Raw genomic sequence first — 23,027 nt, 5'->3', positions numbered from 1 at the left:
CAGGCACCGCGCGTTCGGGGTTCGGGAGCCATGGATGAGGCACGCACGACGACGGGTCGTCCGGCGGGGTACACAGCTGGCGGCGGTCGGCGGACTCCTTCTGGGAGGCGCCATGGTCACCACGGCCATGGCGAGCGAGACTCCCGGGACGTCCGCCGTCCCGTTCAGCTCCGGCTCGGCGACCGAGGCCGGTGACACCGGTGCCGCACTGGTGGCGAAGCTCGGCACGGCCCGTACGGCGGGCAGCTGGATCGGCGCCGACGGGAAGCCGGTGGTCGCGGTGACCGACGAGCAGGCCGCGGCGATGGTGAAGCAGGCGGGCGCCGAGCCCAAGATGGTGTCGCACAGCATGAACGTGCTGAAGGCGGCCGCGGCCACGCTGAAGGCGGCGCCGCGGGTGCCCGGCACCGCATGGGCGGTGGACTACAAGACCAACCGGGTGATGGTGGAGGCGGACAGCACGGTCTCCGCCGCCGACTGGTCGGACCTGAAGCGGGTCGCGGGGGGCATCGGCAGTTTCGTGCAGATGCAGCGCTCCGAGGGGAAGTTCACCACCCGGCTCAACCCGGCGCAGCCGATCCTGTCCACGGGCGGCCGCTGTTCGGCGGGTTTCAACGTCACCAACGGGACGACCGACTTCATCCTCACCGCCGGTCACTGCGGTCCCGCCAACACCATCTGGTTCGACGACAGCCAGGGCAACCAGCAGCTGGGCACGACGATCAACACGCAGTTCCCGGGGAACGACTTCTCGCTGATCCAGTACGCGTCCGGGAAGGCCGGTGACAACGCGGACGTGGTCGCGATCGGCAACGGCCAGGGCGTGCGGATCACGGGGGCGGCCGATCCCACGGTCGGCGAGAAGGTGTTCCGCAGCGGCTCCACCAGCGGGCTGCACGACGGCACGGTGACCGCGCTCAACGCGACGGTCAACTACCCCGAGGGCACGGTCACCGGGCTCATCCAGACCAATGTGTGTGCCGAACCGGGCGACAGCGGGGGTCCGTTGTTCTCCAACGGCATCGCGCTGGGGGTGACCTCGGGCGGCAGCGGTGACTGCACCACGGGCGGGGTGACGTTCTTCCAGCCGCTGACGCGGGCGATGGCGGCGCTGAACGTGCAGCTGATCGTGACGAAGCAGGCCGCCGGGGCCCAGGGCGCAACGCCGGCGCCGTCCGCGTCGGCCAACCACAGTGCGATCGCGCCGAGCACGACCTCGCCGGGTTCGACGGCGCCGGTCACCGGGGAGGAAACCAGTCTGATCGCCCGGCTCACGGACACCCGCAACGTCGGGCCGGGCCTGCTGGTGATCGGGGGGAGTCTGATCGCGCTGGTCGGGACCCGGTACATCCGCGCGGAACAGGACCGCAAGGCGTACCAGCGCTACTACTCGGCTACTTGGGGCTGACGAGGGGCGGCGCGAAGTCCGCCGCGCGAGGTCTTACGAGAAGGGCACCCGCCCGCTGCGGGTGCCCGGGACGGGCGGTCAGGCCGTCTGGTCCGGCTGCTACGGGGTTGCCGCCGCCCATTCGAGGACGAGCCGCTGGTACTCCTCGCGCTGCTCGGTGCTCAGTGTCCCGCCCGACCGGAGCCACAGGGCCCGGATCTCCTCGTTGACCTCGTCGGCCGATCGCTCGGTGACGGTTTCAACAGTGGTGGACATGGTGTGAAGCATATGCCGGTCGGCGTGAAGGCGCCGTGAGTAAGTACGATCGATCCGGACATATCGGACCGTGTTACTCATCACGTCAATGTGTCAAGCAGAGGCGGGAGTTCGATGCGGCTCGGCAGCGGCCGTGCGAGCGGAAACGGCAGTTCAGCCCCCGGCCCGGCCGAGCACCAGCACCTGGATGGCCAGTACGGCGGCGCCGCGCGCCCAGTCGTGGAAGTCGGAGACCTTGGTCTCCAGGCCGATCGGCGCGGCGAGCGGATGCCGGTGGGCGCGCACCGCGTCCCGCACCGTCCCCCCGGCCACCTCCATCAGGCCGACCCCTTCCCCCGCGAGCAGGATCTTCTGCGGCATGACGAAGTTGGCGATCTGCGCAAGGAGCGTGCCCAGCGCCCGGCCGGCCTCGCCGATCACCCGCGCGGCCATCGGCTCGCCCGCGGCGGCGCCGGCGAGGATCTCCTCGTACGACGCGTCATGGCCGGTGGCGGCCCGCACCTGGTAGCGGATGTTCGGGATGGTGAGCAGCGACACGGCGCTGCCGCGGTCGCCCTGCGGGGTGAGGGGGCCCTGCGGGTCGATGATCCAGTGCCGCCCGAAGCCGCGGTCCTCCTCGGCGTAGGGGACGCGCCGGCCGCCGAGCACCAGGCCGTAGCCGATGCCGGCGCCGATGGTCAGCACGACGAAGCGGTCGAGTCCGCGGCCGGCGCCGAACCAGGTCTCGGCCTCGACCAGGGCGGCCACGTCGTTCTCCACGACGACCGGCAGCCCGGTGCGCTCCCGGACCAGCCCGGCCAGCGGAACGTCACGCCAGGACAGGTAGGACGACTCGCCGACCACCGCGTTCTCGCGCACGAACCCGCCGACACCGATGCCGATGCCCGCGACCGCGGGGTGGCGGCCGGCGAGCTCGGCGGTCATCGCGGCCAGCAGGTCGGCGACGTACTTCGGGTCATGGCCGGCGAGGGGCCGGTCGAGGCGGTCGACGATGTCGCTCCTGAGGCTGGTGACGACGCCGTAGACCATCTCGTCGGTGATCTTGAAGCCGAGGAAGGACCGGGACTCGGCGACCACGCCGAGCGGCTGCGAGGGACGGCCCTGGCGCGCCTCCGCCGGGGCACCTGCCCAGGGGGCCTCGACGAGCAGGCCGGACTCGATGAGCGGCTTGGTGAGGCGGGTGAGGCTGCCCTGGGAGAGGTTCAGCCGGCGGGCCAGCTCGGTACGCGACAGCGGGCCGTGGACGAGCACCTCGATCGCCACGGAGCGCTCCGCGGGGCTCAGCGGCAGCCAATCGGACACGGCATCCCTTTTCTTCCGGAGCTGAAGCAACCAAGCCACCCTACTGTGCGCCGGGTGCGCCGCATAAGCGCCCTCCCCGCATCTTTCCGACTTCCTTCCGCCCCTTGACGCCAAGATTCTTCCGCAGCAAAAGTAACCCCATGACTTTCTCACTCGGCATCGTCGGCGCCGGACAGTTCTCCGGCCAGTTCGCCACGCTGTTCCAGGCCCATCCCGGCGTCGGCGACGTGTACGTCACCGACCTGCTCCCCGAGCGGGCGGAGCAGCTCGCCGCCGCCCAGGGCCTGGCGGGCACCTTCCCGTCGTACGAGGCCATGCTCGAGTCCGATGTCGACGCGGTCGCGATCTTCACCCAGCGCTGGACGCACGGCCCGCTGGTCCTGGCGGGCCTGAACGCCGGCAAGCACGTGTACTCCGCGGTCCCCATGGCGATCACCACCGAGGAGATCGCCGCGATCATCGACGCGGTCAAGGCGACCGGCCTGACCTACATGATGGGCGAGACCAGCCAGTACAACCCGGCGACCGTGCACGCCCGCAACCAGATCGCCGAGGGCGCCTTCGGGCGGCTCTTCTACGCCGAGGGCGACTACGTCCACGACATGGACCTCGGCTTCTACGACGCCTACCGCTACAGCGGCGGCGAGAACTGGAAGGCCACCGCCAGCTATCCCCCGCTGCTCTACCCGACGCACGCGGTGGGCGGGGTGCTCGGCGCCTGGCAGACGCACGCGGTGAGCGTGTCGGCGATCGGGGTCGTGGACGACCGGGGCGACGGCGTCTTCGACAAGGAGGTCAGCCAGTTCGGCAACGACGTCTCCAACGCGACCGCACTGTTCGAGGTGGCCGGCGGCGGCTCGTTCCGTACGAACGAGTTCCGGCGGGTGGGCTACCCGTCGCACATCCGTGAGTCCCGCTTCCGGTTCTTCGGCACGGAGGCGAGCATGGAGCAGCTGGCGACGGTGGCGCTGTGGCAGGACAAGAAGGGTGTGCAGGACATCAGCGAGCTGCTCGAACCCAAGCCCACCATGTCGCCCGACGACCCCTCGCTGCAGCACATCGCGCCGGAGCTGCGGGCCGCCTTCACCTCCGGGTCGGCGCCGGTGCACGACCGGGCGCGGCTGCCGCGGGAGTTCGACGCGCTGCACAACGGGCACGAGGGCAGCCACCACTTCCTGGTGGACGACTTCGTGACCGCGGTCAACACGCGCGGCCTGCCGACGGTCAACGCCTGGGTCGCGGCCCGCTACACCCTGCCGGGCATCATCGCGCACGAGTCGGCGCGGCAGGGCGGGGCCAGGCTGGAGATCCCGGACTTCGGGGACGCCCCGGAGAGCTGAGCCCAAGCCGCCGGCCGAAGCCGCCGGCCCGGGCCGGGTGCCGTCAGGTGCCCGGCTTGCGGCCGTACACGAAGACGTCGTCGCCGGTCTTCAGCAACGACCAGTACTTCTTGGCGACGGTGGGTGTCATGTTGACGCAGCCGTGCGAGCCCGGCGGGTTCCACATGCTGAGGTTCACCGAGTGGAAGGCCTGGCCGCCGTCGAAGAACTGGCTGTAGGGCATCGGCACGTTGTAGACGGACGAGACGTGGTCGATGTCACGCCAGTAGATCTTCTTCAGGCCGGTCCGGGTCTCGTACCCGTCACGGCCGGTACGGACCGGGACCGGGCCGTAGACCAGCTTGCTGCCGTCCTGGATCCAGCTCAGCTGGAGCGTGAGGTTGACGCAGGCGATGCGCCCCTTGTTCGTGGGGCACTTGCCGTCCTTGTTGGGCTTGTTCCCGACGGCCTTCTGCTTGTTCATCAGGTCCATCACGCCCCAGGTGACCGGGCCGGCGTAACCGATGTCAGGCGTTATTCCGTGCTTGTCCTGAAATGCCTTGATCGCCTTGCAGTCCGCCGCGGACTGCTTGCCGTCGACCGGTCGCCCGAGGAACTTCTCCACCTGCTTCTGGTACGGCCCGGCCTGCGTGGTGCAGCTCGCGGCCTGCGCCGGAGCGGAGGTGAGAGCGAGCGTGAGCGGCGCCACAAGCCCGGTGACACCGAGCACTACGGCACTTCGTCTGCGTATGTCCCCCATATGACGTCTGTCTCCTTTTCCTGTCCTGTGGTCTCGTCGTACTGGACCGGCCGATGCCCGGCATTGGTTGTAGCCCTGGTCAGGCTGTGACGAAACGGTTAACTTCGCCGCCGCGGCCGCCGCTGCCGGCATCGGTCCACCTACCCGGAAGTGGACCGCGCCACAGCGTCGTGGCCGACCTAGTCTGCGGTTCATGCATCCCGCACTCGCCGACGATCTCGCCCGGCTTCCCGAACTCCTCCAGTCCGCCCGCGACGTGGCCGCCCGCGCGGCGGCCGGGTCGGCCGAACGGCCGGTGGCCGCGCTCGCGACGGCGCCCGCGCGGGCGCCGCTGCCCGAGCGGGGAGAGGGCGGTGCCGGCGCACTGGCCCGGTTCACCGAGCGATGGGCGCCGGGAATGTCCGCCTCGGCCGGGCCACGCTACCTCGGATTCGTCACCGGCGGTGTGACCCCCGCCTCCCTCACCGGCGACTGGCTGACCTCGGCCTACGACCAGAACCTGTCCGGGGACGCCGGCTCCTGGGGTGCCGCCCTGGAGCGCGAGACCGTGGCCTGGCTGGCCGAGCTGTTCGGGCTCGGCGAGGCGCACAGCGGGGCGTTTGTGACCGGGGCCACGATGTCGAACACCGTCGGCCTGGCGATCGCCCGGGAATGGCTCGGCGAGCGGCTCGGGGTCGACGTCTCCCGGGCGGGGGCCGCCGCGCTCGGCCCGGTCGACGTGCTCTCCGGCAGCCCGCACTCCAGTGTGGGCAAGGCGCTGTCGGTGCTCGGCATCGGCCGGGACCGGCTGCGTCCGGTGCCGCTGCTGCCCGGCGGCCGGGAGGCGGTGGACGTGACCGCGCTGGACGCGGCGCTGGCCGGACTGGGCGGGCGGCCCGCGATCGTCGTCGCCAACGCGGGCACGGTGAACACCGTCGACTTCGACAACCTGCAGGCGATCGCCGCGCTCAAGGAGCGGTACGGCTTCTGGCTGCACGTGGACGCCGCGTTCGGCGCCTTCGCCGCCCTCTCCCCCGCCCACGCCCCGCTCGTCGCCGGTCTGGACGCGGCCGACTCGGTCTGTGTGGACCTGCACAAGTGGCTCAATGTCCCCTACGACGCGGCCGTCCAGTTCACCCGCCGCCGCGACCTCCAGGTGGCCGTCTTCCACAACGAGTCCCCCTACCTGGGCCTGCCCACCAACACCCCGGACTTCCTGCACCTCACCCCGGAGAACTCCCGCCGGATGCGGGCGCTGCCGGCCTGGTTCGCGCTGACCGCGTACGGCCGGGACGGGCACCGCGAGATCGTGGAGCGCAACGTCACCGAGGCGCGCCGGCTCGGCTCCGGCATCGGGGAGTTGCCCGCCCTGCGCCTGCTCGCCCCGGTCCGGCTCAACGTCGTCTGCTTCACCCTCGCCGAGCAGCCCACGCAGGAGCGGGTGGCCGCCCTGGCCCGGGCGGTCGCCGCGTCCGGCGAGGCGTTCCTCACGCCGACGGTGTACGGCGGGGTCCCGGCGCTGCGGGCGGCGTTCAGCAACTGGCGGACCACCGAGGACGACACCCGGCGCGTACTGGCCGTCCTCGCTGCCGCCTCAGCCGCTCTCTGACCCGCGCCGGGCCTCCCGGTGCGGCCGCAGCGCTGCGTGGAACCCGCTGTTGACGGCGGTGAGCCCGCCGTCGACGCGGAGGGTGGTACCTGTGATCCAGGCGGCGTCGCGGGAGGCCAGGAAGGCGACGGCCGCGGCGATGTCCTCCGGCTCGCCGACCCGGCCGAGCGGGTACAGCGGCCGGAGGGCGGCGAGTTCGTCCTCCCGGTCCGCCCAGGCCGAGGTGCGGACGGTGCCCGGCTCCACCAGGTTGACCCGTACCCCGCGCGCCGCCGCGCGCCCGGCGAGGGTGCGGGTCAGCGAGGCGAGACCGGCCTTGGCGGCACTGTAGGCGTGGTTGCCGAAGTCGGCCTCGGCGTTGACGGAGCCGATGCTCACGATCGCGCCCCGGCCGGAGGCGGCCAGGTGCGGGAGGGCGGCGCGGCAGCAGCGGTACACGCCGGTGAGGGTGATGTCGAGGTCCAGGGCCCACCCGTCGTCCGGCTGGTCCTCGAAGAGCGGGACGTCCGGGGTGCAGTGCGCGGCGCAGTTCACCAGGACGTCGAGCCTGCCGAAGGCATCGACGGCACGGGCGACGGCGGCCTCCACCGAGTCGCGGTCGGCGACGTCGCAGGCGAACGCCGTGACCGCCAGGCCCTGTTCGCGCAGCGCGGCCGCCGTCCGCTCCGCCTCGGGCAGGTCCCGGTCGGTCGCCAGCACCCTGGCACCCTCTTCCGCCAGCTGGCGGGCGACGGCCGCGCCGATGCCGCGGGCCGCGCCCGTGACGAGAACTCCGTGTCCGGCAAAGCGATCGAGTCCGGTCATGACGACGACCGTACGGGTCGGACGATCAACAGGACAGATAGCGTGCGCACATGTCCTCGTTCTTGCAGCAACTCCCGGCCCTCATAGGCGTCGTGATCGGCGCGCTCGGTTCGTATCTCGCGGTGGTGCGGGGCGACCGGGTGCGGTTCCGGCGGGAGCAGGAGGCACGCTGGGAGGAGCGGCGGCTGGCGGTGTACAGCGACTATGCGCGGGCGCTGAAGAAAACGGTGAACCTCACCTACCGCGTCGCGGCCCATCTCGGCAACGATCCGCATCCGCACCCGATCTCCCCGGCCGAGGCCGAGCCGCAGCTGGCGGCGGCCACGGACGGCCGTGATCCGGCCGGGGAGGCGCTGATCATGCTGGGCAGCCGGGAGGTGGTGGAGCAGGCACGGCACTGGGTGACCGCGGTGATGGCCATGGAGCGGTTCATGCGCGCCGGGACGGTCGACCCGGACGCCTGGCAGGACCTGCTGGCACGGCAGCGGGCCTGCCGGGAGCGCTACTACACCGCCGTACGCGAGGATCTCGCGCTGCCTCCGGGGCACCCGGCGCTCTGGCCGACCCGGCCGGATTCCGGCGGCTGAGGGGCGTGCCGGTTCCGCGGTAGCCGGTGGCGGGTTTCTCGCGGAAGCCTGACATCACGTGTCGTCTCCTGCTTCTCCCGGCGGACGCCGTCCGCCGGGTCGGCTCAGTGGCCCCGGGCGATCCACTCCGCCAGCTGGGGGGCCTCGGCGCCGATGGTGGTCGGGTCGCCGTGCCCGGTCAGGACCTTCGTCTCGGGCGGGAGGGTGAGCAGCTTGTCCCGGATGGAGTCGATGATCGTCGGGAAGTGCGAGTACGACCGCCCGGTCGCGCCGGGGCCGCCCTGGAAGAGGGTGTCGCCCGTGAAGACGACGCCCAGGCCGGGGTCGTGGAGGCAGACGGCGCCGGGCGCGTGGCCGGGCGTGTGCAGCACGGTCAGGTCGGCGCCCGCGGCCTCGATGACCAGCCCGTCGGACAGGTGGTTGTCGGGGTCGCGGTCGGGGTGGGTGAGCTTCCACAGCGGCAGGTCGTCGGGGTGCAGCCAGATCTTGGCGCCGGTGAGGTCCGCGAGGGCGGGCGCGGCGTCGATGTGGTCGTTGTGGGCGTGGGTGCAGACGATCGCCTTCAGGACGCGGTCGTCGACCGCCTCGGCGATGGCCTGGGCGTCGTGCGCGGCGTCGATGACGATCACTTCGCGTTCGTCGCCGACGATCCAGACGTTGTTCTCGACGTCCCAGGTGCCCCCGTCGAGGGTGAACTGCCCGGAGGTGACGAGGCGTTCGATGCGCGTGGTCATCAGAGCACCACCACCGAACGCAGCACGTCGCCCTGGTGCATCCGCTCGAACGCCTTCTCCACCTCGTCGAGCTGGATGGTCTCGGAGACGAAGGCGTCCAGCGGCAGCCGCCCCTGGAGGTGCAGGTCGATGAGCATGGGGAAGTCCCGGGATGGCAGGCAGTCGCCGTACCAGCTGGACTTGAGCGCGCCGCCGCGGCCGAAGACGTCCAGCAGCGGCAGTTCGAGCTTCATCTCGGGGGTGGGCACGCCGACCAGGACGACGGTGCCGGCGAGGTCGCGGGCGTAGAAGGCCTGCTGGTAGGTCTCCGGGCGGCCGACCGCCTCGATGACCACGTCGGCGCCGAAGCCGCCGGTCAGGTCGCGGATCGCCTCGACCGGGTCGCTCTCGCGCGAGTTGATGCTGTGGGTGGCGCCCAGGGAGCGGGCCTTCTCCAGCTTCCGGTCGTCGATGTCGACGGCGATGATCTTCGCGGCACCCGCCAGGCGGGCCCCGGCGATCGCGGCGTCGCCGACCCCGCCGCAGCCGATCACGGCGACCGAGTCGCCCCGGCCGACGCCGCCCGTGTTGATCGCGGCGCCGATGCCCGCCATCACCCCGCAGCCGAGCAGCCCGGCGACCGCCGGGGAGACGGCCGGGTCGACCTTGGTGCACTGTCCGGCGGCGACCAGCGTCTTGTCGGCGAAGGCGCCGATGCCGAGCGCCGGGGAGAGCTCCTGCCCGGTGGAGGCGAGGGTCATCTTCTGCTTCGCGTTGTGGGTGTTGAAGCAGTACCAGGGCCGGCCGCGCAGACAGGCCCGGCAGTTCCCGCACACCGCACGCCAGTTGAGGATCACGAAGTCACCGGGCGCGACGTCCGTGACGCCCTCGCCGACCGACTCCACGACCCCGGCTGCCTCGTGGCCCAGCAGGAAGGGGAACTCGTCGTTGATCCCGCCCTGTTTGTAGTGCAGGTCGGTGTGACAGACCCCGCAGGCCTGCACCTGTACGACGGCTTCGCCCGGCCCCGGGTCCGGCACCACGATCGTCTCGACCCGCACGGGCTCGTCCTTGCCCGGTGCGATCACGCCGCGTACTTCCTGCGCCATGGACCTGCCCTTTCGTCGCTCTGCTGCCGTGCTGGCTTCCGACCCTACGCGGGAACGATCAGCGACGGCACGCATCGCTCGTCGCGGATCTTCCCGGACGACCACCGTCCGTGGTGCTCACCCTCTTCGCCACATACCCCCGGGGGTACCTCTGCTACGGTGCTAGATATACCCCAGGGGGTAATTCACCTCGGGGAACGAGGAGAGGAGAGTGCTGTCGTGTCCTTCATCGACACCATCGAGGTGCCAGGACTGGGCAACCGCGGCTATCTGGCGGGCGGGGCGCACGGCGCCGCCGCGGTCGATCCGCCCCGGGACGTCGACCGGGTGCTGACGGCCGTCGCCCGGCGCGGGGTGCGGCTCACGCATGTCGTGGAGACGCACGTGCACAACGACTACGTCTCCGGCGGCCTGGAGCTGGCCCGGCTGACCGGGGCCGCTTACGTGGTGCCGGCCGGGGCGCGGGTGGCGTACGAGCGGGTGCCGGTGGCCGACGGGGACGTGCTGGAGATCGAGGCGGGGCTTGCGCTGCGCGCGCTGGCGACCCCCGGGCACACCCCGCACCACACGTCGTACGTCCTGGAGGAGACCGGCCGCGAGACCGGCCGCGAGACCGGCCGCGAGACCGGCCGCGCGGTGGCCGTCTTCACCGGCGGCTCGCTGCTGATCGGCACCGTCGGCAGGCCCGACCTGGTGGAGCCCCGGCTCACCGGTGAGCTGGCCCGGGCGCAGCACGCCTCGGCGCACCGGCTGGCCGCCGAGCTGCCGGACGGGACCGCGGTGCTGCCGACCCACGGCTTCGGCAGCTTCTGCTCGGCCGGGGACGCGTCCGGCCCGGCCAGCACCGTCGGCCGGGAGCGCGCGGTGAACGAGGCGCTGGTCAAGGACGTCGACACGTTCGTCGCCGGCCTGCTGGCCCGGCTCGACGACGTACCGGCCTACTACGCCCACATGGGCCCGCTGAACTCCCGGGGCCCGGCCCCCGTCGACCTCACGCCGCCGCACCGGGCGGACGCGACGGAGATCGCGGCACGGCTGGCGGCCGGGGAATGGGTGGTGGACCTGCGCAACCGGGTGGCGTTCGCCGAGGGGCATGTCGCCGGCACGCTCAACTTCGAGGCCGACGGGCGGCTCGCCACCCATCTGGCCTGGCTGCTGCCCTGGGGCAGACCGGTCACCCTGCTCGCCGAGTCGGCCGCGCAGCTCGCCGCCGCCCAGCGGGAACTGACCCGCGTCGGCATCGACCGCCCGGCCGCGGCCGCCACCGGCACTCCCCGGGCCTGGCTGCGCGCGGGCGAGCGGCCCCGCTCCTTCCCCCGCGCCACGTTCGCGGAGCTGGCGGCACACGGGACACGGGACGTCGTCGTCCTGGACGTGCGCCGGGACACCGAACGGGCCGACGGCCACCTCCGGGGCTCCCTCCACATACCCCTGCACCAGGTGCGGGAGCGGCTCGGAGAGATACCCGGCGGCACGGTGTGGGTGCACTGCGCCGGCGGAATGCGGGCGGCCGTCGCCGCCTCGCTCCTCGACGCGGCCGGTCGTGCCGTGGTCGCCGTCGACGACGGGTTCGCGGCGGCGCGCGCGGCCGGGCTGCCGATGGCGCGGCTCACCCCGGCCGAGGCGCGGGAACGCACGGACGCTGATGCCGTGCTGCTGGACGTCCGCGAGGCCGACGCATGGGCGGCCGGACACGCGCCGGGGGCAGTGCACGCCCCGCTCTCCGGGCTGGTGGCCGGGGCTCCGCTGCCGCCGGCCGCCGCGGGCCGCCCGCTCGTCGTGATCTGCCGCTCGGGACGGCGTTCGCGGGAGGCGGCGGCGCTGCTGACCGCCCGGGGGCTGGACGCGGTGGACGTCGTGGGCGGGATGACCGCCTGGCGCGCGGCGGGCCTCGCGGTGAGCGCCGAGGTCACCCCCGGATGAGCGCGCTTGTGCTCGCGCTCGGCGCCGGGGCCGTCACCGGGCTGGCGCTCGGGGCCCTGGGCGGTGGCGGCAGTGTGCTGGCCGTACCGGCGCTGATCTATCTGCTCGGTTTCACCCCCGCCGCGGCCACCACCGCGAGCCTGGTCGTCGTCACGGTCACCTCGGCCACCGCACTCGTCGCGCACGCCCGCGAGGGCGCGGTGCGGTGGCGGGCCGGTGCCGTGTTCGCGGCGGCCGGTGTGGTGCCGGCGGCGGTCGGCGGGGCGGTCTCCCGGCAGCTGCCGGCGGCGCTGCTGACCGGGGCGTTCGCGGTGCTCGCCGCCGTGGCGGCACTGCGCATGCTGTCGCCGGCGGCCGCGGGGTCCACGACGCCGGCACCGGCCCGGGCGTCCCGGGTGGCCGGGGCGGGCGCCGGTCTCGGCGCGGTGACCGGGGTGCTCGGTGTGGGCGGCGGATTCCTCGCCGTACCGTCCCTGGTGAACGTCGTGGGGCTGCGGATGCGCGCGGCGATCGGCACCAGCCTGCTGGTCATCACGATCAACTCGGTCACCGCGCTGGCGGCGCGCGCCGGTTCGGCGGCGGACGTCGACTGGTCGGCCGTGGGCCCGTTCGCCGGGGCCGCGGTCCTCGGCGCCTGGGACGGCAGACGGCTCGCGGCCCGGCTGTCCGCGGGCACCCTCCAGCGGCTCTTCGCCTACGCGCTGCTCGCGGTGGCCGCGTTCATGCTGGCCGACGCGCTAGGCCAGTGACAGGAACAGCTTCTCCAGCCGTGCCTTCATCTGCTCGGTGGTCTCGCCGTCCGAGCCGCCGCGCCCCGGATCCGCGATGCACTGCTGGAGCCCGGTCGCGATGATCGCGAAGCCCGCCCGGTCCAGGGCGCGCGAGGCGGCGGCGAGCTGGGTGACCACGTCCTCGCAGTCACGGCCCTCCTCGATCATCTTGATCACTCCGGAGATCTGGCCCTGCGCCCGGCGCAGCCGGTTCAGCACCGACTTGAGCTCATCGCCTTCGAACTGAAGCTCCACAACCACTCCTCACATACCCGTAGGGGTATGTTACCCCGCTGCTCACCACCTCCGGGAAGGATCGCACCCCCATGCCCACGACGCCCTCGCACCCGAGACTCGACCCCGAGCACGTCCTCGCCCGCCTGCCGGAGCTGACCGTCGTCGACGTCCGCACCCCCGGCGAGTTCGCCTCCGGTCACCTGCCGGGCGCCCACAACATCCCTCTGGACACCCTGCCCCGGGCCCTGCCCACGCTGCGCGCGGCACGCGGCGAGCTCCTCCTGGTCTGCGCCTCCGGCGCCCGGGCCGAGACCGCCCGGGCGGTCCTCGCCGGGCACGGCATCCCGGCGGCCACCCTCACCGGCGGCACCCGCGGCTGGGCCGGGCGCGGTCAGGAACTCCACCGTCCGCCGGGCGCGTCCCGTACGGCATGGGCCATGGAGCGCCAGGTCCGGCTCACCGCCGGGACGGTCGTCCTCGCCGGGCTGGGTCTCGGGCAACTGCACCCGGCCTGGCTGCTGCTGTCCGCCGGCGTGGCGGGCGGCCTGGTGTTCTCGGCCGTCAGCGACACCTGCGGCATGGCCGCGCTGCTGGCGAAGCTGCCGCACAACCGGCCCCGCGCGACGGACCTCGACGCGACCCTCGCGGCCCTGGGTTCCGCCCGCGGCTGAGCGGACGCCGGAGCCGGAAGCGGCCGACGTAGCCTGGGGATCGTCGGCGGGCGCCGCCCGCCGCCGGACGAGGAGCACCGTGACCGCCGCAGACGCAGTTCCGACGAGAGAGCCGAAAGAGCCCGTGCTGCGGCTGCTTCTCTCCTATGTCCGGCCGCACCGCTGGGCCCTGCTGACGGGTGCGGTGCTCTCGCTGGTGACGGGGGCGACCGGGCTGCTGCTGCCGCTGGTGGCCCGGGGGTTGATCGACGACCTGTCCCACGACCGCTCCATCACCGCCAAGTTGCTCGCGATGGCGGGCCTGGTGGTCGCCAACGCCGGGGTGGGCGCGCTGGGTTCGTACGTTCTCAGACGCACCGCCGAGTCGGTGGTGCTGGGGGCGCGGCGCACCCTGTCGTCGTACCTGCTCAGGCTGCGGATCACCGCCGTGGACCGTACCGAACCCGGTGACCTGATGGCGCGGATCACCTCGGACACCACCCTGCTGCGCGAGGTCACCACGGACTCGCTGGTCGCGCTCGGCACCGGCGGACTCACCCTGGTCGCCACCGTGGTGATGATGGGGGTGGTCGATCCCGTGCTGCTTGGCGTCACGCTCGTCGTGATCGCCGCGGCGGGCACGGTGCTGGGCACGATCGTGCCGCGCATCAACCGGGCGAGCCGCCGGGCGCAGGACGCGGTCGGGGTGATGGGGGCCTCGCTGGAGCGGGTGCTGGGCGCGCTGCGCACGGTGAAGGCGTCGGGCGCCGAGCACCGGGAGGAACTGGCGCTGCACGAGGCCGCCGAGGAGTCGTGGCGGCAGAGCGTGCGGGCCGCCAAGTGGTCGGCGGCCGCGGGGAACACGGCGGGACTCGCGATGCAGCTGGCGTTCATCACGGTGCTCGCGGTGGGCGGGGCCCGGGTGGCGACCGGTGCGATCGGCGTGGGCACGCTGGTGGCGTTCCTGCTCTACGTCTTCTACCTGATGCAGCCGATCCAGCAGGTCGTCGGGGCGATCACCCAGTACCAGACCGGCGCCGGCGCGCTCGCCCGGATCCAGGAGGCGCTGCGGCTGCCCGCCGAACTCCCGGCCCGGCCCGCCGAGTTGCCGTCCGCCGGCGCCGAACCGGCCGCCGTCGCCTTCACCGACGTGCGCTTCCGGTACGCCGACGACCTGCCGTACGTCCACCACGGCGTCAGCTTCGACGTCCCCGCGCGGGGCATGACAGCGTTCGTGGGGCCGTCCGGCGCGGGCAAGACCACCGTGTTCTCGCTGATCGAGCGGTTCTACGACCCCGAGTCCGGCACCGTCGCCGTGGACGGCCGCCCGGTCGCCGACTGGGAACTCCCGCTGCTGCGCTCGGCCATCGGGTATGTCGAACAGGACGCTCCGGTGCTGTCGGGCACGCTGAAGGACAACCTGCTGCTCGGCAACCCGGAGGCGGACGAGGACGCGGTCGCGCGGGTGCTGAAGACGACCCGGCTCGACGGTCTGGTGGCCCGGCTGCCGCAGGGGCTGGAGACCCTGGTCGGGCATCGCGGGACCAAGTTGTCGGGCGGCGAGCGCCAACGGGTCGCGATCGCCCGGGCGTTGCTGCGCCGGCCCCGGCTGCTGCTCCTGGACGAGGCCACCTCGCAGCTCGACGCGGTGAACGAGGCGGCGCTGCGGGACACGGTCGCCGATGTGGCGCGGTCGACCACGGTGCTGGTGGTCGCGCACCGGCTGTCGACGGTGACCATGGCGGACCGGATCGTCGTCATGGACGCGGGCCGGGTCCGCGCGGTGGGCACGCACCGCGAACTGGTGGCGGCGGATCCGCTGTACGCGGAGCTGGCGGCGACCCAGTTCCTGGCCTCGGAGCACTGAGGACGACGGGCAACGAGGAGGGCCGCCCCTGCGCGGGACGGCCCTCGGTGTGCGGCGGGGTCAGGCTTCGATGCCCGGCACCAGTCCCATGGCGGGCGCGGCCAGGTCGGTCACCTGGTGCAGTTCGCCGAGCTTGTGGACTCCGTTCAGCCCCTGCACCTGCTCCGAGACCTTCGGCATCCTGCCCCGGTACTCCGCCGGGATGTCACTGCGGGAGATTGAGTCGAGCACGCCGAGCGCGGTGACCTTCCCGGGGTGCTGCGCGCTCGCGTCGGCCGCGTTCGCCAGCGGCGCGGCGAGGCCGGTGACCCCGACGGCGAGACCGACGGCGGCGACGATACGTCGTGTTGAGATCATGTCCTCAGCAACGCCCCCGGCGCCGCGCCGGACACGGGCAGCCGGTCCCCCTCACCCGTCAGGCGGAGCGCACGGCCTGCGCTTGCCGAGCCCGGTGAGCCGGAGGACGCTCGATGTGAGGGGCTCGCGCGGCCTGCTCCGCATCGGGTCGCGGGCTCCCGCAGGAGGTCACCATGGGCACCGCGACCGGTTCCACGTTCGACACCGACACGCTGCGCCGGGCCATAGAGGGGAACACCGGGAACAGCCTTCTCGCGCTCTACGCGGACGACGCCGAGATCCGCATCATCGACCGCAACACCCAGCCCAGTCACCCCAAGGTCCTGCACGGCCGCAGGGACATCGCCGCGCTGCTGGACGACGTCTACAGCCGCGACATGACGCACACGCTGGACCAGTGCATCGTGCAGGGCGACAAGGCCGCCTTCAGCGAGTCCTGCGAGTACGAGGACGGGGTCCGGGTGCTCGCCGAGTCGATGATCACGCTGCGCGACGGCAAGATCGCCGAGCAGATCATGATCCAGGCATGGGACGAGTAGCCGGGAGGACCGCGAGGGTCCAGGTCAGTTCCCGGTTGACCTGGACCTTCTCGGCGCGGGCGGCGCTGGGGCACACCCGCCGGCCGCGTCGCCGTGCGTCCGCCGTGCTGCTGTGGACGGTCCTGCGGGCGCCGCACCGCCGCCGGAAGCACTGACGGCGGGAAGCACGCACCGACGGCGGGAAGCGCTGACGGCTCGGTTACCCTGGGTGCGGGCCGTGACTGGCGCTGAGGTGGAGCACCACCGGGGAGCGGTCCGCACTGTCGATGCCGTGCGCCTGGGCGATCAAGGTCGAACCAGCTCAGGAGTGTGCCGCATGACCCAGGCCCGCCTCATGGACGGAACCGCAGTCGCCCGCCGGATCGTCGAGGAGACCGCGAAGCAGGCCGCCGACCTCACCGCACGGACCGGTGTCACGCCGTGTCTGGCGACCGTGCTGGTCGGCGAGGACCCCGCCTCCGTCACCTACGTCCGGATGAAGCAGAACCGCAGCCGCAAGGCCGGCATCGCCTCCCGGCACGTGGCCCTGCCCGCCACCACGACCACCGAGGAACTGGTCGCCGTCCTGCGGGAGTTGTCGGCCGACCCGGCGGTGCACGGCATCCTGCTCCAGCACCCGGTCGGCGAACACATCGACGAGCGGGCCGCGTTCGAGGCGATCGCGCCGGAGAAGGACGTGGACGGCGTGACCTTCGCGTCGTTCGCGACGATGAGCTTCGGCCTGCCGGGCTTCGTCTCCTGCACCCCCGGCGGCATCCTGCGCCTGCTCGACGCGTACGACGTCGACCCGGCCGGGAAGCGGGCGGTGGTCGTCGGCCGCAGCGCGATCCTGGGCAAGCCGGCCGGCATGCTGCTGCTGGCCCGCGATGCCACCGTCACCTACTGCCACTCCCGCACCCGCGATCTCTCGGCGGCCGTCCGCGAGGCCGACATCGTGGTCGCCGCGGTGGGCCGGCCCCGGCTGATCCGCGGCCAGGACCTCAAGCCGGGCGCGGTCGTGCTCGACGCCGGCTACAACGAGGGCAACGTCGGTGACGTCGACTTCGACACCGCCGTCGAGCGGGCCTCGCTGATCACGCCGGTGCCGGGCGGGGTCGGCCCGATGACCATCGCCGTGCTGCTGGAGCAGACGGTGACGGCGGCCGCCCGGCAGCTCGGGGCGTGACGCGGGGGGCTCAGCGCATCCAGGCGCTGTACTGCATGACGGCCCCGGCCTGCACGCCGTACTCCGGCTCGGCCCGGGTGAGCGTGGCCTCCATGCCGAGGACGGTCCCGGTGGCCGGGTCCAGGATCAGCATGCGGCGCGCCCCGGAGCCGTCGTCGCAGACGTAGGCCTGCCCGGTGCGGCCCAGCCGGTCGGTGACCTCCCCCACCGGCCGCAGCCCCTCGGCCTTCGCGAGGAGTTCGGCCAGCGCCGCCGACTCGTGGGCGCCGAGCGTCCAGTTGTCCAGCAACTCAGCGGCGGCGTCGAGGAGTTCGGGGGTGCTCAGGGTGTCGGTGTAGTTCAGCTCGGTGAGGTAGGCGCGCAGCTTCGCCGGGTCGTGCGGGGGTGTCGCCAGTGGCGGGGCGTCGCCCCACATCGGCGGGAAGGTCCGGCGGCTGAGCACATGGCCGTCCTCGACGAGCCGCGGTGTGTCGCCTTCGTCGGTGAGGACCGGGCGGCCGGGACGGCTCGGGTCGGTGGCCACGACGAGTTCGGTGTGGCTGCCGTCGGCCCGCCAGCGCACCACCCTCTCCTCGGGGAGGGTGACGGGCGGCTTGTCATCGCTCATGCCCAGGCTCCAGGACTGCACATGGGTGCCCTGGCGCAGGGCCGGCGACCCGTCGCGGGCTGCCACGGCGGCCAGCTTCGCCACGTCCGCGAGCGGTACGGGCACGGAGTGGGCGCGAACGGTCAGCGGCCGGGGTGCGGCGAGCGCGGGGGTGCCGGCGGAGCCGCCGAGCAGCAGCGTCAGCAGGGTCGCGACCACGGCGGCGGCCGCGACCAGGCCCCATGCCAGCCGGGGCCGGGCCCGGCGCGCGGGGCGGGGCTCGTCCAGCAGCCGGGCGAGGCGCCGTTCGGCGGTGTGGTCGAGGGGGCCGTCGCCGAAGTGCGGGCCGTCGGCGGGCACCGGGTCGGCGGCGCGCAGCAGGTCGAGTTCGTCAGCCATGGCGGTGTTCCTCGCGAAGGGCCTCGGCGGCGGGGGGTCGCAGTCGGTCGATCTCGGCTCTGAGCCGGCCGCGGGCGCGGTGCAGCCGCATCGCCGCCGCCCGTTTCCCGCAGCGCAGGACGACGGCGACGTCCTCGACGCCGAGTTCCTCCCACGCGGTCAGCCGCAGCACCTCCTGGTCGGCCGGGGACAGCCGGGCGAGCGCCTCGTGCACCCAGCCGCCGGGCGGCTCGCTGCCGGGGCTGGCCACGACGTGCCGTCCGTGCGCGGTGTCGTCGTTGCCCAGCCGGTCCACCAGCCGGCGCCGGCGCCCGTACCCGCGTACCGCGTTGGCGAGGCAGTTGCGTGCCACGCCGTACAGCCAGGGCAGCGGGGCGGCCGGCAGGTCGGCGCGGCGGCGCCAGGCCACCGTGAACACCTCTGCCACCACTTCCTCCACCTCGCCGGTCCGCCCGTCCAGTCGCCGCGCGACATAGCGGCTGACCGCCCAGTAGTGCTCGCGATAGGCAGCGGCGAAGATCTCGTCGTTGCTCATGTCCCGTTCATGTCCGGCACCGTCCCGATCGTCACAGCCTTCCGCGTGACGCTCGTCGCATCCGTCGAGTGTGACCGCTGCGCACAGCCCGGACACAGGCGGGGTATGAGGAACCTCAAGTGGCTCACGACCACGGATCACAAGACGATCGGAACGCTGTACCTGGTCACGGCGTTCTCGTTCTTCTGCGTCGGTGGCGTGCTGGCCCTGTTCATGCGCGCCGAACTGGCCCGCCCCGGTCTGCAGATCATGTCGAACGAGCAGTTCAACCAGGCCTTCACGATGCACGGCACGGTCATGCTGCTGATGTTCGCGACCCCGCTCTTCGCGGGTTTCGCGAACTGGATCATGCCGCTCCAGATCGGCGCCCCGGACGTGGCCTTCCCGCGCCTGAACATGCTGGCCTACTGGCTCTACCTGCTCGGCTCCACCATCGCGGTCGGCGGCTTCCTCACCCCGCAGGGTGCCGCGGACTTCGGCTGGTTCGCCTACGCCCCGCTGTCGGACGCGGTCCGCTCGCCGGGCGTCGGCACCGACATGTGGATCATGGGCCTGGCGCTCTCCGGCTTCGGCACCATCCTCGGTGCGGTCAACTTCATCACCACGATCATCTGCATGCGCGCCCCCGGCATGACCATGTTCCGCATGCCGATCTTCGTCTGGAACGTCCTCCTGACGGCACTCCTGGTCCTGCTCGCCTTCCCCGTCCTCGCCGCCGCGCTGTTCGCCCTGGAGGCGGACCGCAAGTTCGGCGCCCACGTCTTCGACGCGGCCAACGGCGGAGCACTGCTCTGGCAGCACCTCTTCTGGTTCTTCGGCCACCCGGAGGTCTACATCATCGCCCTGCCGTTCTTCGGCATCATCTCCGAGGTCATCCCGGTCTTCTCCCGCAAGCCGATGTTCGGCTACCTGGGCCTGGTGGCGGCCACCATCGCGATCGCGGGCCTGTCGGTCACCGTCTGGGCCCACCACATGTACGTCACGGGAGGCGTGCTCCTCCCCTTCTTCTCCTTCATGACCTTCCTGATCGCGGTCCCGACGGGAGTGAAGTTCTTCAACTGGATCGGCACGATGTGGCAGGGCTCGCTGTCCTTCGAGACCCCGATGCTCTGGACCACGGGCTTCCTGGTGACGTTCGTCTTCGGCGGCCTGACCGGTGTGATGCTCGCCTCCCCGCCGATCGACTTCCACGTCTCCGACTCGTACTTCGTCGTCGCCCACTTCCACTACGTGGTCTTCGGTACGGTCGTCTTCGCGATGTTCGCCGGATTCCACTTCTGGTGGCCCAAGTTCACCGGCAAGATGCTCGACGAGCGCCTCGGCAAGATCACCTTCTGGACCCTGTTCACCGGCTTCCACGGCACCTTCCTGGTCCAGCACTGGCTGGGCGCCGAAGGCATGCAACGCCGGATCCCCGACTACCTGGCGGTCGAGGGCTTCACCACCCTCAACACGGTCTCGACGATCTTCTCGTTCCTGCTGGGCTCGTCACTGCTCCCGTTCTTCTACAACGTCTGGAAGACCGCCAAGTACGGAGAGAAGGTCGAGTCGGACGACCCGTGGGGCTACGGCCGTTCACTGGAGTGGGCGACGTCGTGCCCGCCCCCGCGCCACAACTTCGTCACCCTCCCCCGGATCCGCAGCGAGTCACCGGCGTTCGACCTGCACCATGCCGCGGAGCGGGAGTTGAGCGCGCGATGAGCGTGAACGAGGAGGAACGGGCGCTGGTCAACCAGGTCGAGGGACATCTACTGCTGGCGGCGACCAGGGAGGAGGGCCGGAGGGCGGCAACTCGGCTGGCAGACCGTATCGGTTGGCTCACGGACACCCAACGGACCGATCTTGAACGACACTTCGAAGCCGAGTACTTGGAACTGGCCAAATCGTCCTGGCACCGCACGACGAATCGGGCCGAGCAGATGAGGTGTGAGTACGAGACGAGATACCGGTCTCTGCGTCAACGCCTTTTGGCCTGCTTCCTGCTGGCCTGCGCCCTACTGACGGCCACAATTCTGCTGACGCTGTCTGCACGAGCGCCCCTTTAGGGGCGGGGGCTGTGACTGATATGCGGCTGCCGCCGCGTGTGCGCGACCAGCCACAGCCCACCCGCACCCGACAAACTACCGACTCAACTCTGACTCCACTGCTGATTGGTCCCTGCATTGCAGGCCCACAGCACCAGCGAAGTCCCGTTGCTCGTGCCCGCGCCATACGCGTCCAGGCACAGCCCCGCGTTGACGTTCGTGATCGTCCCGTCCGAGTTGACGTTCCACTTCTGGTTGTTCTGCCCGTTGCAGTCCCAGATCACGACCTTGGTCCCGTTGGTCGTGCCCTGGTTGTACGCGTCCAGGCACTTGTTGCCGTAGACCACGAGCTCCTTGCGGGAGGTGTACGTCCAGGCCTGGTTCTGGCCGCCGTTGCAGTCCCAGATCTCGGCCTGGGTGCCGTTGGTGATGGTGTTGTTGTAGACGTCGGCACAGCGGCCGGACGCCTTGCCCACGAGGAGCGTGCCGTTGGTTCCGGGGATCGGGCTCACCGCGATCGAGCCGAGCGTCGGCAGCGAACTCCCGCTGAAGGTGAGCGAGTTGCCCGACCCCTTGCTCAGGTCGACCTGCACGGACACGGTGCCCTGCGAGGACCCGGTCGGCGGGAAGGAGACCGTCGTGGCGGTCTGGCTGTTCACCTGGAGGGTGCCGGTGACGGCGGTGGAGCCGGTGTTGGTGTAGGCGACGTCGACGACGTCCAGGCCGGTGCTCGCGGCGCCGACGCCGGTGTACTTGCCGGTGGAGGTGGCGCTGTAACTCGTACTCGACGCCTCCGTGCCGCCGCTCACCTTCAGCATCACCGAGCCGCCCGCCGGGACGCTGGCGGTGTAACTCGTGGCGTACGACCCGAGGTTCGACTGCGCCCACAGGTCACGGACCGTCGCGGAGGCGCTGGTCAGGCCGAGGTCGGACCAGCGGACGGTGATGTTCTGGGCGGAGGAGGTGCGGTTGAGCAGCACGACCGCGCGGTTGCCGGTGCCGGAGAGGACCTTGCCGTAGACCTGGAGGCCGGTGGTGTCCTCGGCGACCTTGACGCCCTGGAGTCCGCGCGCGTCCTGGTCGACGGCGATGACGTCGGAGTTCTTGAGGATGGCGGCCGTCTCACTGGTCATCGTGGTGAGGTCGTTGCCGGCGAGCAGCGGGGCGCCTGATATCGCCCACAGTGCCATGTGGGTGCGGTTCTGGGCTGCGGTGAGTCCGGACATCCCGACGGTGAGCATGTCGGGGTCGTTGTAGTAGCCGGTGTGCTGGGCGGCCGGGTGCAGGGTCTGGTCGAAGTTGGAGAGCACGCTCGCCTGGGACGCCGTGCCGCCGTAGTAGTAGATGTCCGTGCTGGTCCGCCACATGGGGGCGAGGCCCGTCGCCCAGTTCCAGGTGTTCTGGTAGCCCCAGTTGCAGATGGACAGGGTCAGCGGACGGCCGGTGGTGGCCGCGGCCGTGGCGACCGCCGAGCTGATCGACTTGTACGCGGTCGCCGCGTCCAGTCCCTCGGCGTCGCCGCCGCACCAGTCGACCTTTACGAAGTCGAAGCCCCACTCCGAGAACTGGAGCATGTCCTGCGCGTAGTGCCCCTCGCTGCCGGTGTTGGCGGCGGCGGGGCGGCCCGTCGGGTAGTAGTAGCCGCAGCCGTTCGCGCCCGCGTCGGTGTAGATGCCGGCCTTCAGGCCCTTGCTGTGGATGTAGTCGGCGATGGCGCTCATCCCGCCGGGCCACTCACTGGTGTCGACGGTGATGTTGCCGGCACTGTCCCGGGTGCCCTGCCACCAGCCCTCGTCGATGTTGATGTACTTGTAGCCGGCGGCCGGGAGGCCGGCCGCGACGAACGCGTCGACCTGCGCCTTGATGACGTCGTAGTCGATCTTCGCCGCGAAGCTGTTCCAGGAGGCCCAGCCCATCGGGGCGGCGGGCACCGAGACCTGCGAGACGGTCGCCGCCCGGGCCGGTCCCGGCGTGGCGAAGAGAAGCGCGGCGGCGGCCGTCAGGGCCAGGGCGAGGGCGCGTACGGCGGCGGCCCACAGATGTCGTACGGGACCGCTGCCGGTCGTTCTGGGCGGGGGGTACATGCGGCTCCTCCACGGGGGTGCACGAGGGGGGTACGGCTCAATCGTG

23 protein-coding genes, 1 pseudogene and 1 riboswitch are annotated in these 23,027 nt (G+C 71.9%); of the genes and pseudogenes, 13 read left to right on the top strand and 11 right to left on the bottom strand.

All coding sequences use genetic code 11. From position 1 onward, the window contains the following. Positions 1-34 precede the first annotated feature (34 nt). Positions 35-1,408: a S1 family peptidase gene (locus ACWGKQ_RS03680; RefSeq protein WP_453290216.1), complete on the top strand. Its 1,374-nt coding sequence runs from the start codon at positions 35-37 to the stop codon at positions 1,406-1,408. Positions 1,409-1,507: 99 nt separating this feature from the next. Here ACWGKQ_RS03680 and ACWGKQ_RS03675 read toward each other — a convergent pair whose 3' ends face one another. Together ACWGKQ_RS03675 and ACWGKQ_RS03670 are read right to left on the bottom strand one after the other, a co-directional pair. Continuing rightward, on the bottom strand, positions 1,508-1,663 hold the full coding sequence (locus ACWGKQ_RS03675) for a hypothetical protein (RefSeq protein WP_351500593.1): 156 nt from the start codon (positions 1,661-1,663) through the stop codon (positions 1,508-1,510). Between the two features lie 153 nt (positions 1,664-1,816). Continuing rightward, complete coding sequence (locus ACWGKQ_RS03670) at positions 1,817-2,965, bottom strand: ROK family protein (RefSeq protein ID WP_453290215.1); 1,149 nt, start codon at positions 2,963-2,965, stop codon at positions 1,817-1,819. A 140-nt stretch (positions 2,966-3,105) separates the two neighbouring features. Here ACWGKQ_RS03670 and ACWGKQ_RS03665 point away from each other — a divergent pair, with 140 nt between their 5' ends. Continuing rightward, positions 3,106-4,305 (top strand): Gfo/Idh/MocA family protein, encoded by a 1,200-nt coding sequence (locus tag ACWGKQ_RS03665; RefSeq protein ID WP_453290214.1) that lies wholly within the window; start codon positions 3,106-3,108, stop codon positions 4,303-4,305. A gap of 43 nt (positions 4,306-4,348) precedes the next feature. Here the strand turns inward: ACWGKQ_RS03665 and ACWGKQ_RS03660 are convergent, their stop codons facing one another. Beyond that, positions 4,349-5,044 (bottom strand): L,D-transpeptidase family protein, encoded by a 696-nt coding sequence (locus ACWGKQ_RS03660; protein WP_453290213.1) that lies wholly within the window; start codon positions 5,042-5,044, stop codon positions 4,349-4,351. Between the two features lie 193 nt (positions 5,045-5,237). On the opposite strand from ACWGKQ_RS03660, the gene ACWGKQ_RS03655 reads away from it, so the two are divergent. Then, positions 5,238-6,632 carry a pyridoxal phosphate-dependent decarboxylase family protein gene (locus ACWGKQ_RS03655; RefSeq protein WP_453290212.1) on the top strand — a complete coding sequence of 465 codons (1,395 nt, stop codon included), beginning with the start codon at positions 5,238-5,240 and terminating at the stop codon, positions 6,630-6,632. Here ACWGKQ_RS03655 and ACWGKQ_RS03650 read toward each other — a convergent pair. Then, on the bottom strand, positions 6,618-7,436 hold the full coding sequence (locus ACWGKQ_RS03650) for an SDR family NAD(P)-dependent oxidoreductase (RefSeq protein WP_453290211.1): 819 nt from the start codon (positions 7,434-7,436) through the stop codon (positions 6,618-6,620). The two genes, ACWGKQ_RS03655 and ACWGKQ_RS03650, sit on opposite strands and share 15 nt — an antisense overlap. A gap of 50 nt (positions 7,437-7,486) precedes the next feature. On the opposite strand from ACWGKQ_RS03650, the gene ACWGKQ_RS03645 reads away from it, so the two are divergent. Further along, entirely contained in the window at positions 7,487-8,023 is a 537-nt protein-coding gene (locus ACWGKQ_RS03645) for a hypothetical protein (RefSeq protein ID WP_453290210.1), read from the top strand. A gap of 104 nt (positions 8,024-8,127) precedes the next feature. Here the strand turns inward: ACWGKQ_RS03645 and ACWGKQ_RS03640 are convergent, their stop codons facing one another. Both ACWGKQ_RS03640 and ACWGKQ_RS03635 read right to left on the bottom strand, forming a co-directional pair. Then, complete coding sequence (locus ACWGKQ_RS03640) at positions 8,128-8,757, bottom strand: MBL fold metallo-hydrolase (RefSeq protein WP_217545024.1); 630 nt, start codon at positions 8,755-8,757, stop codon at positions 8,128-8,130. Continuing rightward, a complete protein-coding gene (locus ACWGKQ_RS03635; protein ID WP_453290209.1) occupies positions 8,757-9,845 on the bottom strand; it encodes an S-(hydroxymethyl)mycothiol dehydrogenase in 1,089 nt (362 codons plus the stop codon). Before ACWGKQ_RS03635 ends, ACWGKQ_RS03640 begins: the two co-directional genes overlap by 1 nt. 219 nt (positions 9,846-10,064) lie before the next feature. Between ACWGKQ_RS03635 and ACWGKQ_RS03630 the strand changes: the two are divergent. The 3 genes and pseudogenes from ACWGKQ_RS03630 to ACWGKQ_RS03620 all read left to right on the top strand — a co-directional run. Then, a pseudogene (locus ACWGKQ_RS03630) lies at positions 10,065-11,447 on the top strand (MBL fold metallo-hydrolase); the annotation flags it as partial. Next, positions 11,445-11,768 carry a rhodanese-like domain-containing protein gene (locus ACWGKQ_RS03625; RefSeq protein WP_453290278.1) on the top strand — a complete coding sequence of 108 codons (324 nt, stop codon included), beginning with the start codon at positions 11,445-11,447 and terminating at the stop codon, positions 11,766-11,768. The pseudogene ACWGKQ_RS03630 and the gene ACWGKQ_RS03625, both read left to right, overlap by 3 nt. Continuing rightward, positions 11,765-12,517 (top strand): sulfite exporter TauE/SafE family protein, encoded by a 753-nt coding sequence (locus ACWGKQ_RS03620; RefSeq protein WP_453290208.1) that lies wholly within the window; start codon positions 11,765-11,767, stop codon positions 12,515-12,517. The genes ACWGKQ_RS03625 and ACWGKQ_RS03620 overlap by 4 nt, the downstream gene beginning before the upstream one ends. On the opposite strand, the gene ACWGKQ_RS03615 is transcribed toward ACWGKQ_RS03620, so the two are convergent. Then, on the bottom strand, positions 12,506-12,793 hold the full coding sequence (locus ACWGKQ_RS03615) for a metal-sensitive transcriptional regulator (RefSeq protein ID WP_089103491.1): 288 nt from the start codon (positions 12,791-12,793) through the stop codon (positions 12,506-12,508). The two genes, ACWGKQ_RS03620 and ACWGKQ_RS03615, sit on opposite strands and share 12 nt — an antisense overlap. A gap of 71 nt (positions 12,794-12,864) precedes the next feature. Between ACWGKQ_RS03615 and ACWGKQ_RS03610 the strand changes: the two genes are divergently transcribed. Then, positions 12,865-13,446 (top strand): rhodanese-like domain-containing protein, encoded by a 582-nt coding sequence (locus tag ACWGKQ_RS03610; protein ID WP_453290207.1) that lies wholly within the window; start codon positions 12,865-12,867, stop codon positions 13,444-13,446. Between the two features lie 79 nt (positions 13,447-13,525). Then, entirely contained in the window at positions 13,526-15,292 is a 1,767-nt protein-coding gene (locus ACWGKQ_RS03605; RefSeq protein ID WP_453290206.1) for an ABC transporter ATP-binding protein, read from the top strand. Positions 15,293-15,352: 60 nt separating this feature from the next. Here the strand turns inward: ACWGKQ_RS03605 and ACWGKQ_RS03600 are convergent, their stop codons facing one another. Continuing rightward, the gene (locus ACWGKQ_RS03600; protein WP_453290205.1) at positions 15,353-15,649 is read right to left on the bottom strand and encodes a hypothetical protein; all 297 of its coding nucleotides are present in this window, start codon (positions 15,647-15,649) and stop codon (positions 15,353-15,355) included. Between the two features lie 173 nt (positions 15,650-15,822). Between ACWGKQ_RS03600 and ACWGKQ_RS03595 the strand changes: the two genes are divergently transcribed. The 3 genes from ACWGKQ_RS03595 (at position 15,823) to ACWGKQ_RS03585 (ending at position 17,353) form a co-directional block, all read left to right on the top strand. After that, positions 15,823-16,188 (top strand): nuclear transport factor 2 family protein, encoded by a 366-nt coding sequence (locus tag ACWGKQ_RS03595; protein WP_453290204.1) that lies wholly within the window; start codon positions 15,823-15,825, stop codon positions 16,186-16,188. After that, positions 16,176-16,343 (top strand): hypothetical protein, encoded by a 168-nt coding sequence (locus ACWGKQ_RS03590; RefSeq protein ID WP_453290203.1) that lies wholly within the window; start codon positions 16,176-16,178, stop codon positions 16,341-16,343. Before ACWGKQ_RS03595 ends, ACWGKQ_RS03590 begins: the two co-directional genes overlap by 13 nt. 52 nt (positions 16,344-16,395) lie before the next feature. After that, positions 16,396-16,478, top strand: a riboswitch (ZMP/ZTP riboswitch). Between the two features lie 26 nt (positions 16,479-16,504). Beyond that, on the top strand, positions 16,505-17,353 hold the full coding sequence (locus ACWGKQ_RS03585) for a bifunctional 5,10-methylenetetrahydrofolate dehydrogenase/5,10-methenyltetrahydrofolate cyclohydrolase (protein WP_453290202.1): 849 nt from the start codon (positions 16,505-16,507) through the stop codon (positions 17,351-17,353). Between the two features lie 10 nt (positions 17,354-17,363). Here the strand turns inward: ACWGKQ_RS03585 and ACWGKQ_RS03580 are convergent, their stop codons facing one another. Both ACWGKQ_RS03580 and ACWGKQ_RS03575 read right to left on the bottom strand, forming a co-directional pair. Further along, positions 17,364-18,338: a CU044_5270 family protein gene (locus tag ACWGKQ_RS03580; protein WP_453290201.1), complete on the bottom strand. Its 975-nt coding sequence runs from the start codon at positions 18,336-18,338 to the stop codon at positions 17,364-17,366. Further along, positions 18,331-18,873, bottom strand: coding sequence for an RNA polymerase sigma factor (locus ACWGKQ_RS03575; protein ID WP_453290200.1), 543 nt, complete (start codon positions 18,871-18,873; stop codon positions 18,331-18,333). Before ACWGKQ_RS03575 ends, ACWGKQ_RS03580 begins: the two co-directional genes overlap by 8 nt. Positions 18,874-18,978: 105 nt before the next feature. Between ACWGKQ_RS03575 and ctaD the strand changes: the two genes are divergently transcribed. Further along, entirely contained in the window at positions 18,979-20,574 is a 1,596-nt protein-coding gene (gene ctaD, locus ACWGKQ_RS03570) for an aa3-type cytochrome oxidase subunit I (protein ID WP_453290199.1), read from the top strand. A gap of 427 nt (positions 20,575-21,001) precedes the next feature. Here the strand turns inward: ctaD and ACWGKQ_RS03565 are convergent, their stop codons facing one another. Then, a complete protein-coding gene (locus ACWGKQ_RS03565) occupies positions 21,002-22,981 on the bottom strand; it encodes a ricin-type beta-trefoil lectin domain protein (protein ID WP_453290198.1) in 1,980 nt (659 codons plus the stop codon). Between the last annotated feature and the right edge of the window lie 46 nt (positions 22,982-23,027).

Source organism: Streptomyces sp. NPDC054770, from assembly GCF_053611985.1.
This window is presented reverse-complemented; position numbering and strand designations above follow the sequence as displayed.

Excerpts from the sequence above, each read along its gene's own strand:
- ACWGKQ_RS03635 (WP_453290209.1), bottom strand. The coding sequence starts at position 9,845 with ATGGCGCAGGAAGTACGCGGCGTGATCGCACCGGGCAAGGACGAGCCC.
- ACWGKQ_RS03645 (WP_453290210.1), top strand. The coding sequence starts at position 7,487 with ATGTCCTCGTTCTTGCAGCAACTCCCGGCCCTCATAGGCGTCGTGATC.
- ACWGKQ_RS03610 (WP_453290207.1), top strand. The coding sequence starts at position 12,865 with ATGCCCACGACGCCCTCGCACCCGAGACTCGACCCCGAGCACGTCCTC.
- ACWGKQ_RS03620 (WP_453290208.1), top strand. The coding sequence starts at position 11,765 with ATGAGCGCGCTTGTGCTCGCGCTCGGCGCCGGGGCCGTCACCGGGCTG.
- ACWGKQ_RS03585 (WP_453290202.1), top strand. The coding sequence starts at position 16,505 with ATGACCCAGGCCCGCCTCATGGACGGAACCGCAGTCGCCCGCCGGATC.
- ACWGKQ_RS03655 (WP_453290212.1), top strand. The coding sequence starts at position 5,238 with ATGCATCCCGCACTCGCCGACGATCTCGCCCGGCTTCCCGAACTCCTC.
- ACWGKQ_RS03580 (WP_453290201.1), bottom strand. The coding sequence starts at position 18,338 with ATGGCTGACGAACTCGACCTGCTGCGCGCCGCCGACCCGGTGCCCGCC.
- ACWGKQ_RS03590 (WP_453290203.1), top strand. The coding sequence starts at position 16,176 with ATGGGACGAGTAGCCGGGAGGACCGCGAGGGTCCAGGTCAGTTCCCGG.
- ACWGKQ_RS03660 (WP_453290213.1), bottom strand. The coding sequence starts at position 5,044 with ATGGGGGACATACGCAGACGAAGTGCCGTAGTGCTCGGTGTCACCGGG.
- ACWGKQ_RS03640 (WP_217545024.1), bottom strand. The coding sequence starts at position 8,757 with ATGACCACGCGCATCGAACGCCTCGTCACCTCCGGGCAGTTCACCCTC.
- ACWGKQ_RS03675 (WP_351500593.1), bottom strand. The coding sequence starts at position 1,663 with ATGTCCACCACTGTTGAAACCGTCACCGAGCGATCGGCCGACGAGGTC.
- ACWGKQ_RS03575 (WP_453290200.1), bottom strand. The coding sequence starts at position 18,873 with ATGAGCAACGACGAGATCTTCGCCGCTGCCTATCGCGAGCACTACTGG.
- ACWGKQ_RS03625 (WP_453290278.1), top strand. The coding sequence starts at position 11,445 with ATGGCGCGGCTCACCCCGGCCGAGGCGCGGGAACGCACGGACGCTGAT.
- ACWGKQ_RS03600 (WP_453290205.1), bottom strand. The coding sequence starts at position 15,649 with ATGATCTCAACACGACGTATCGTCGCCGCCGTCGGTCTCGCCGTCGGG.
- ACWGKQ_RS03565 (WP_453290198.1), bottom strand. The coding sequence starts at position 22,981 with ATGTACCCCCCGCCCAGAACGACCGGCAGCGGTCCCGTACGACATCTG.
- ACWGKQ_RS03650 (WP_453290211.1), bottom strand. The coding sequence starts at position 7,436 with ATGACCGGACTCGATCGCTTTGCCGGACACGGAGTTCTCGTCACGGGC.
- ACWGKQ_RS03680 (WP_453290216.1), top strand. The coding sequence starts at position 35 with ATGAGGCACGCACGACGACGGGTCGTCCGGCGGGGTACACAGCTGGCG.
- ACWGKQ_RS03595 (WP_453290204.1), top strand. The coding sequence starts at position 15,823 with ATGGGCACCGCGACCGGTTCCACGTTCGACACCGACACGCTGCGCCGG.
- ACWGKQ_RS03665 (WP_453290214.1), top strand. The coding sequence starts at position 3,106 with ATGACTTTCTCACTCGGCATCGTCGGCGCCGGACAGTTCTCCGGCCAG.
- ctaD (WP_453290199.1), top strand. The coding sequence starts at position 18,979 with ATGAGGAACCTCAAGTGGCTCACGACCACGGATCACAAGACGATCGGA.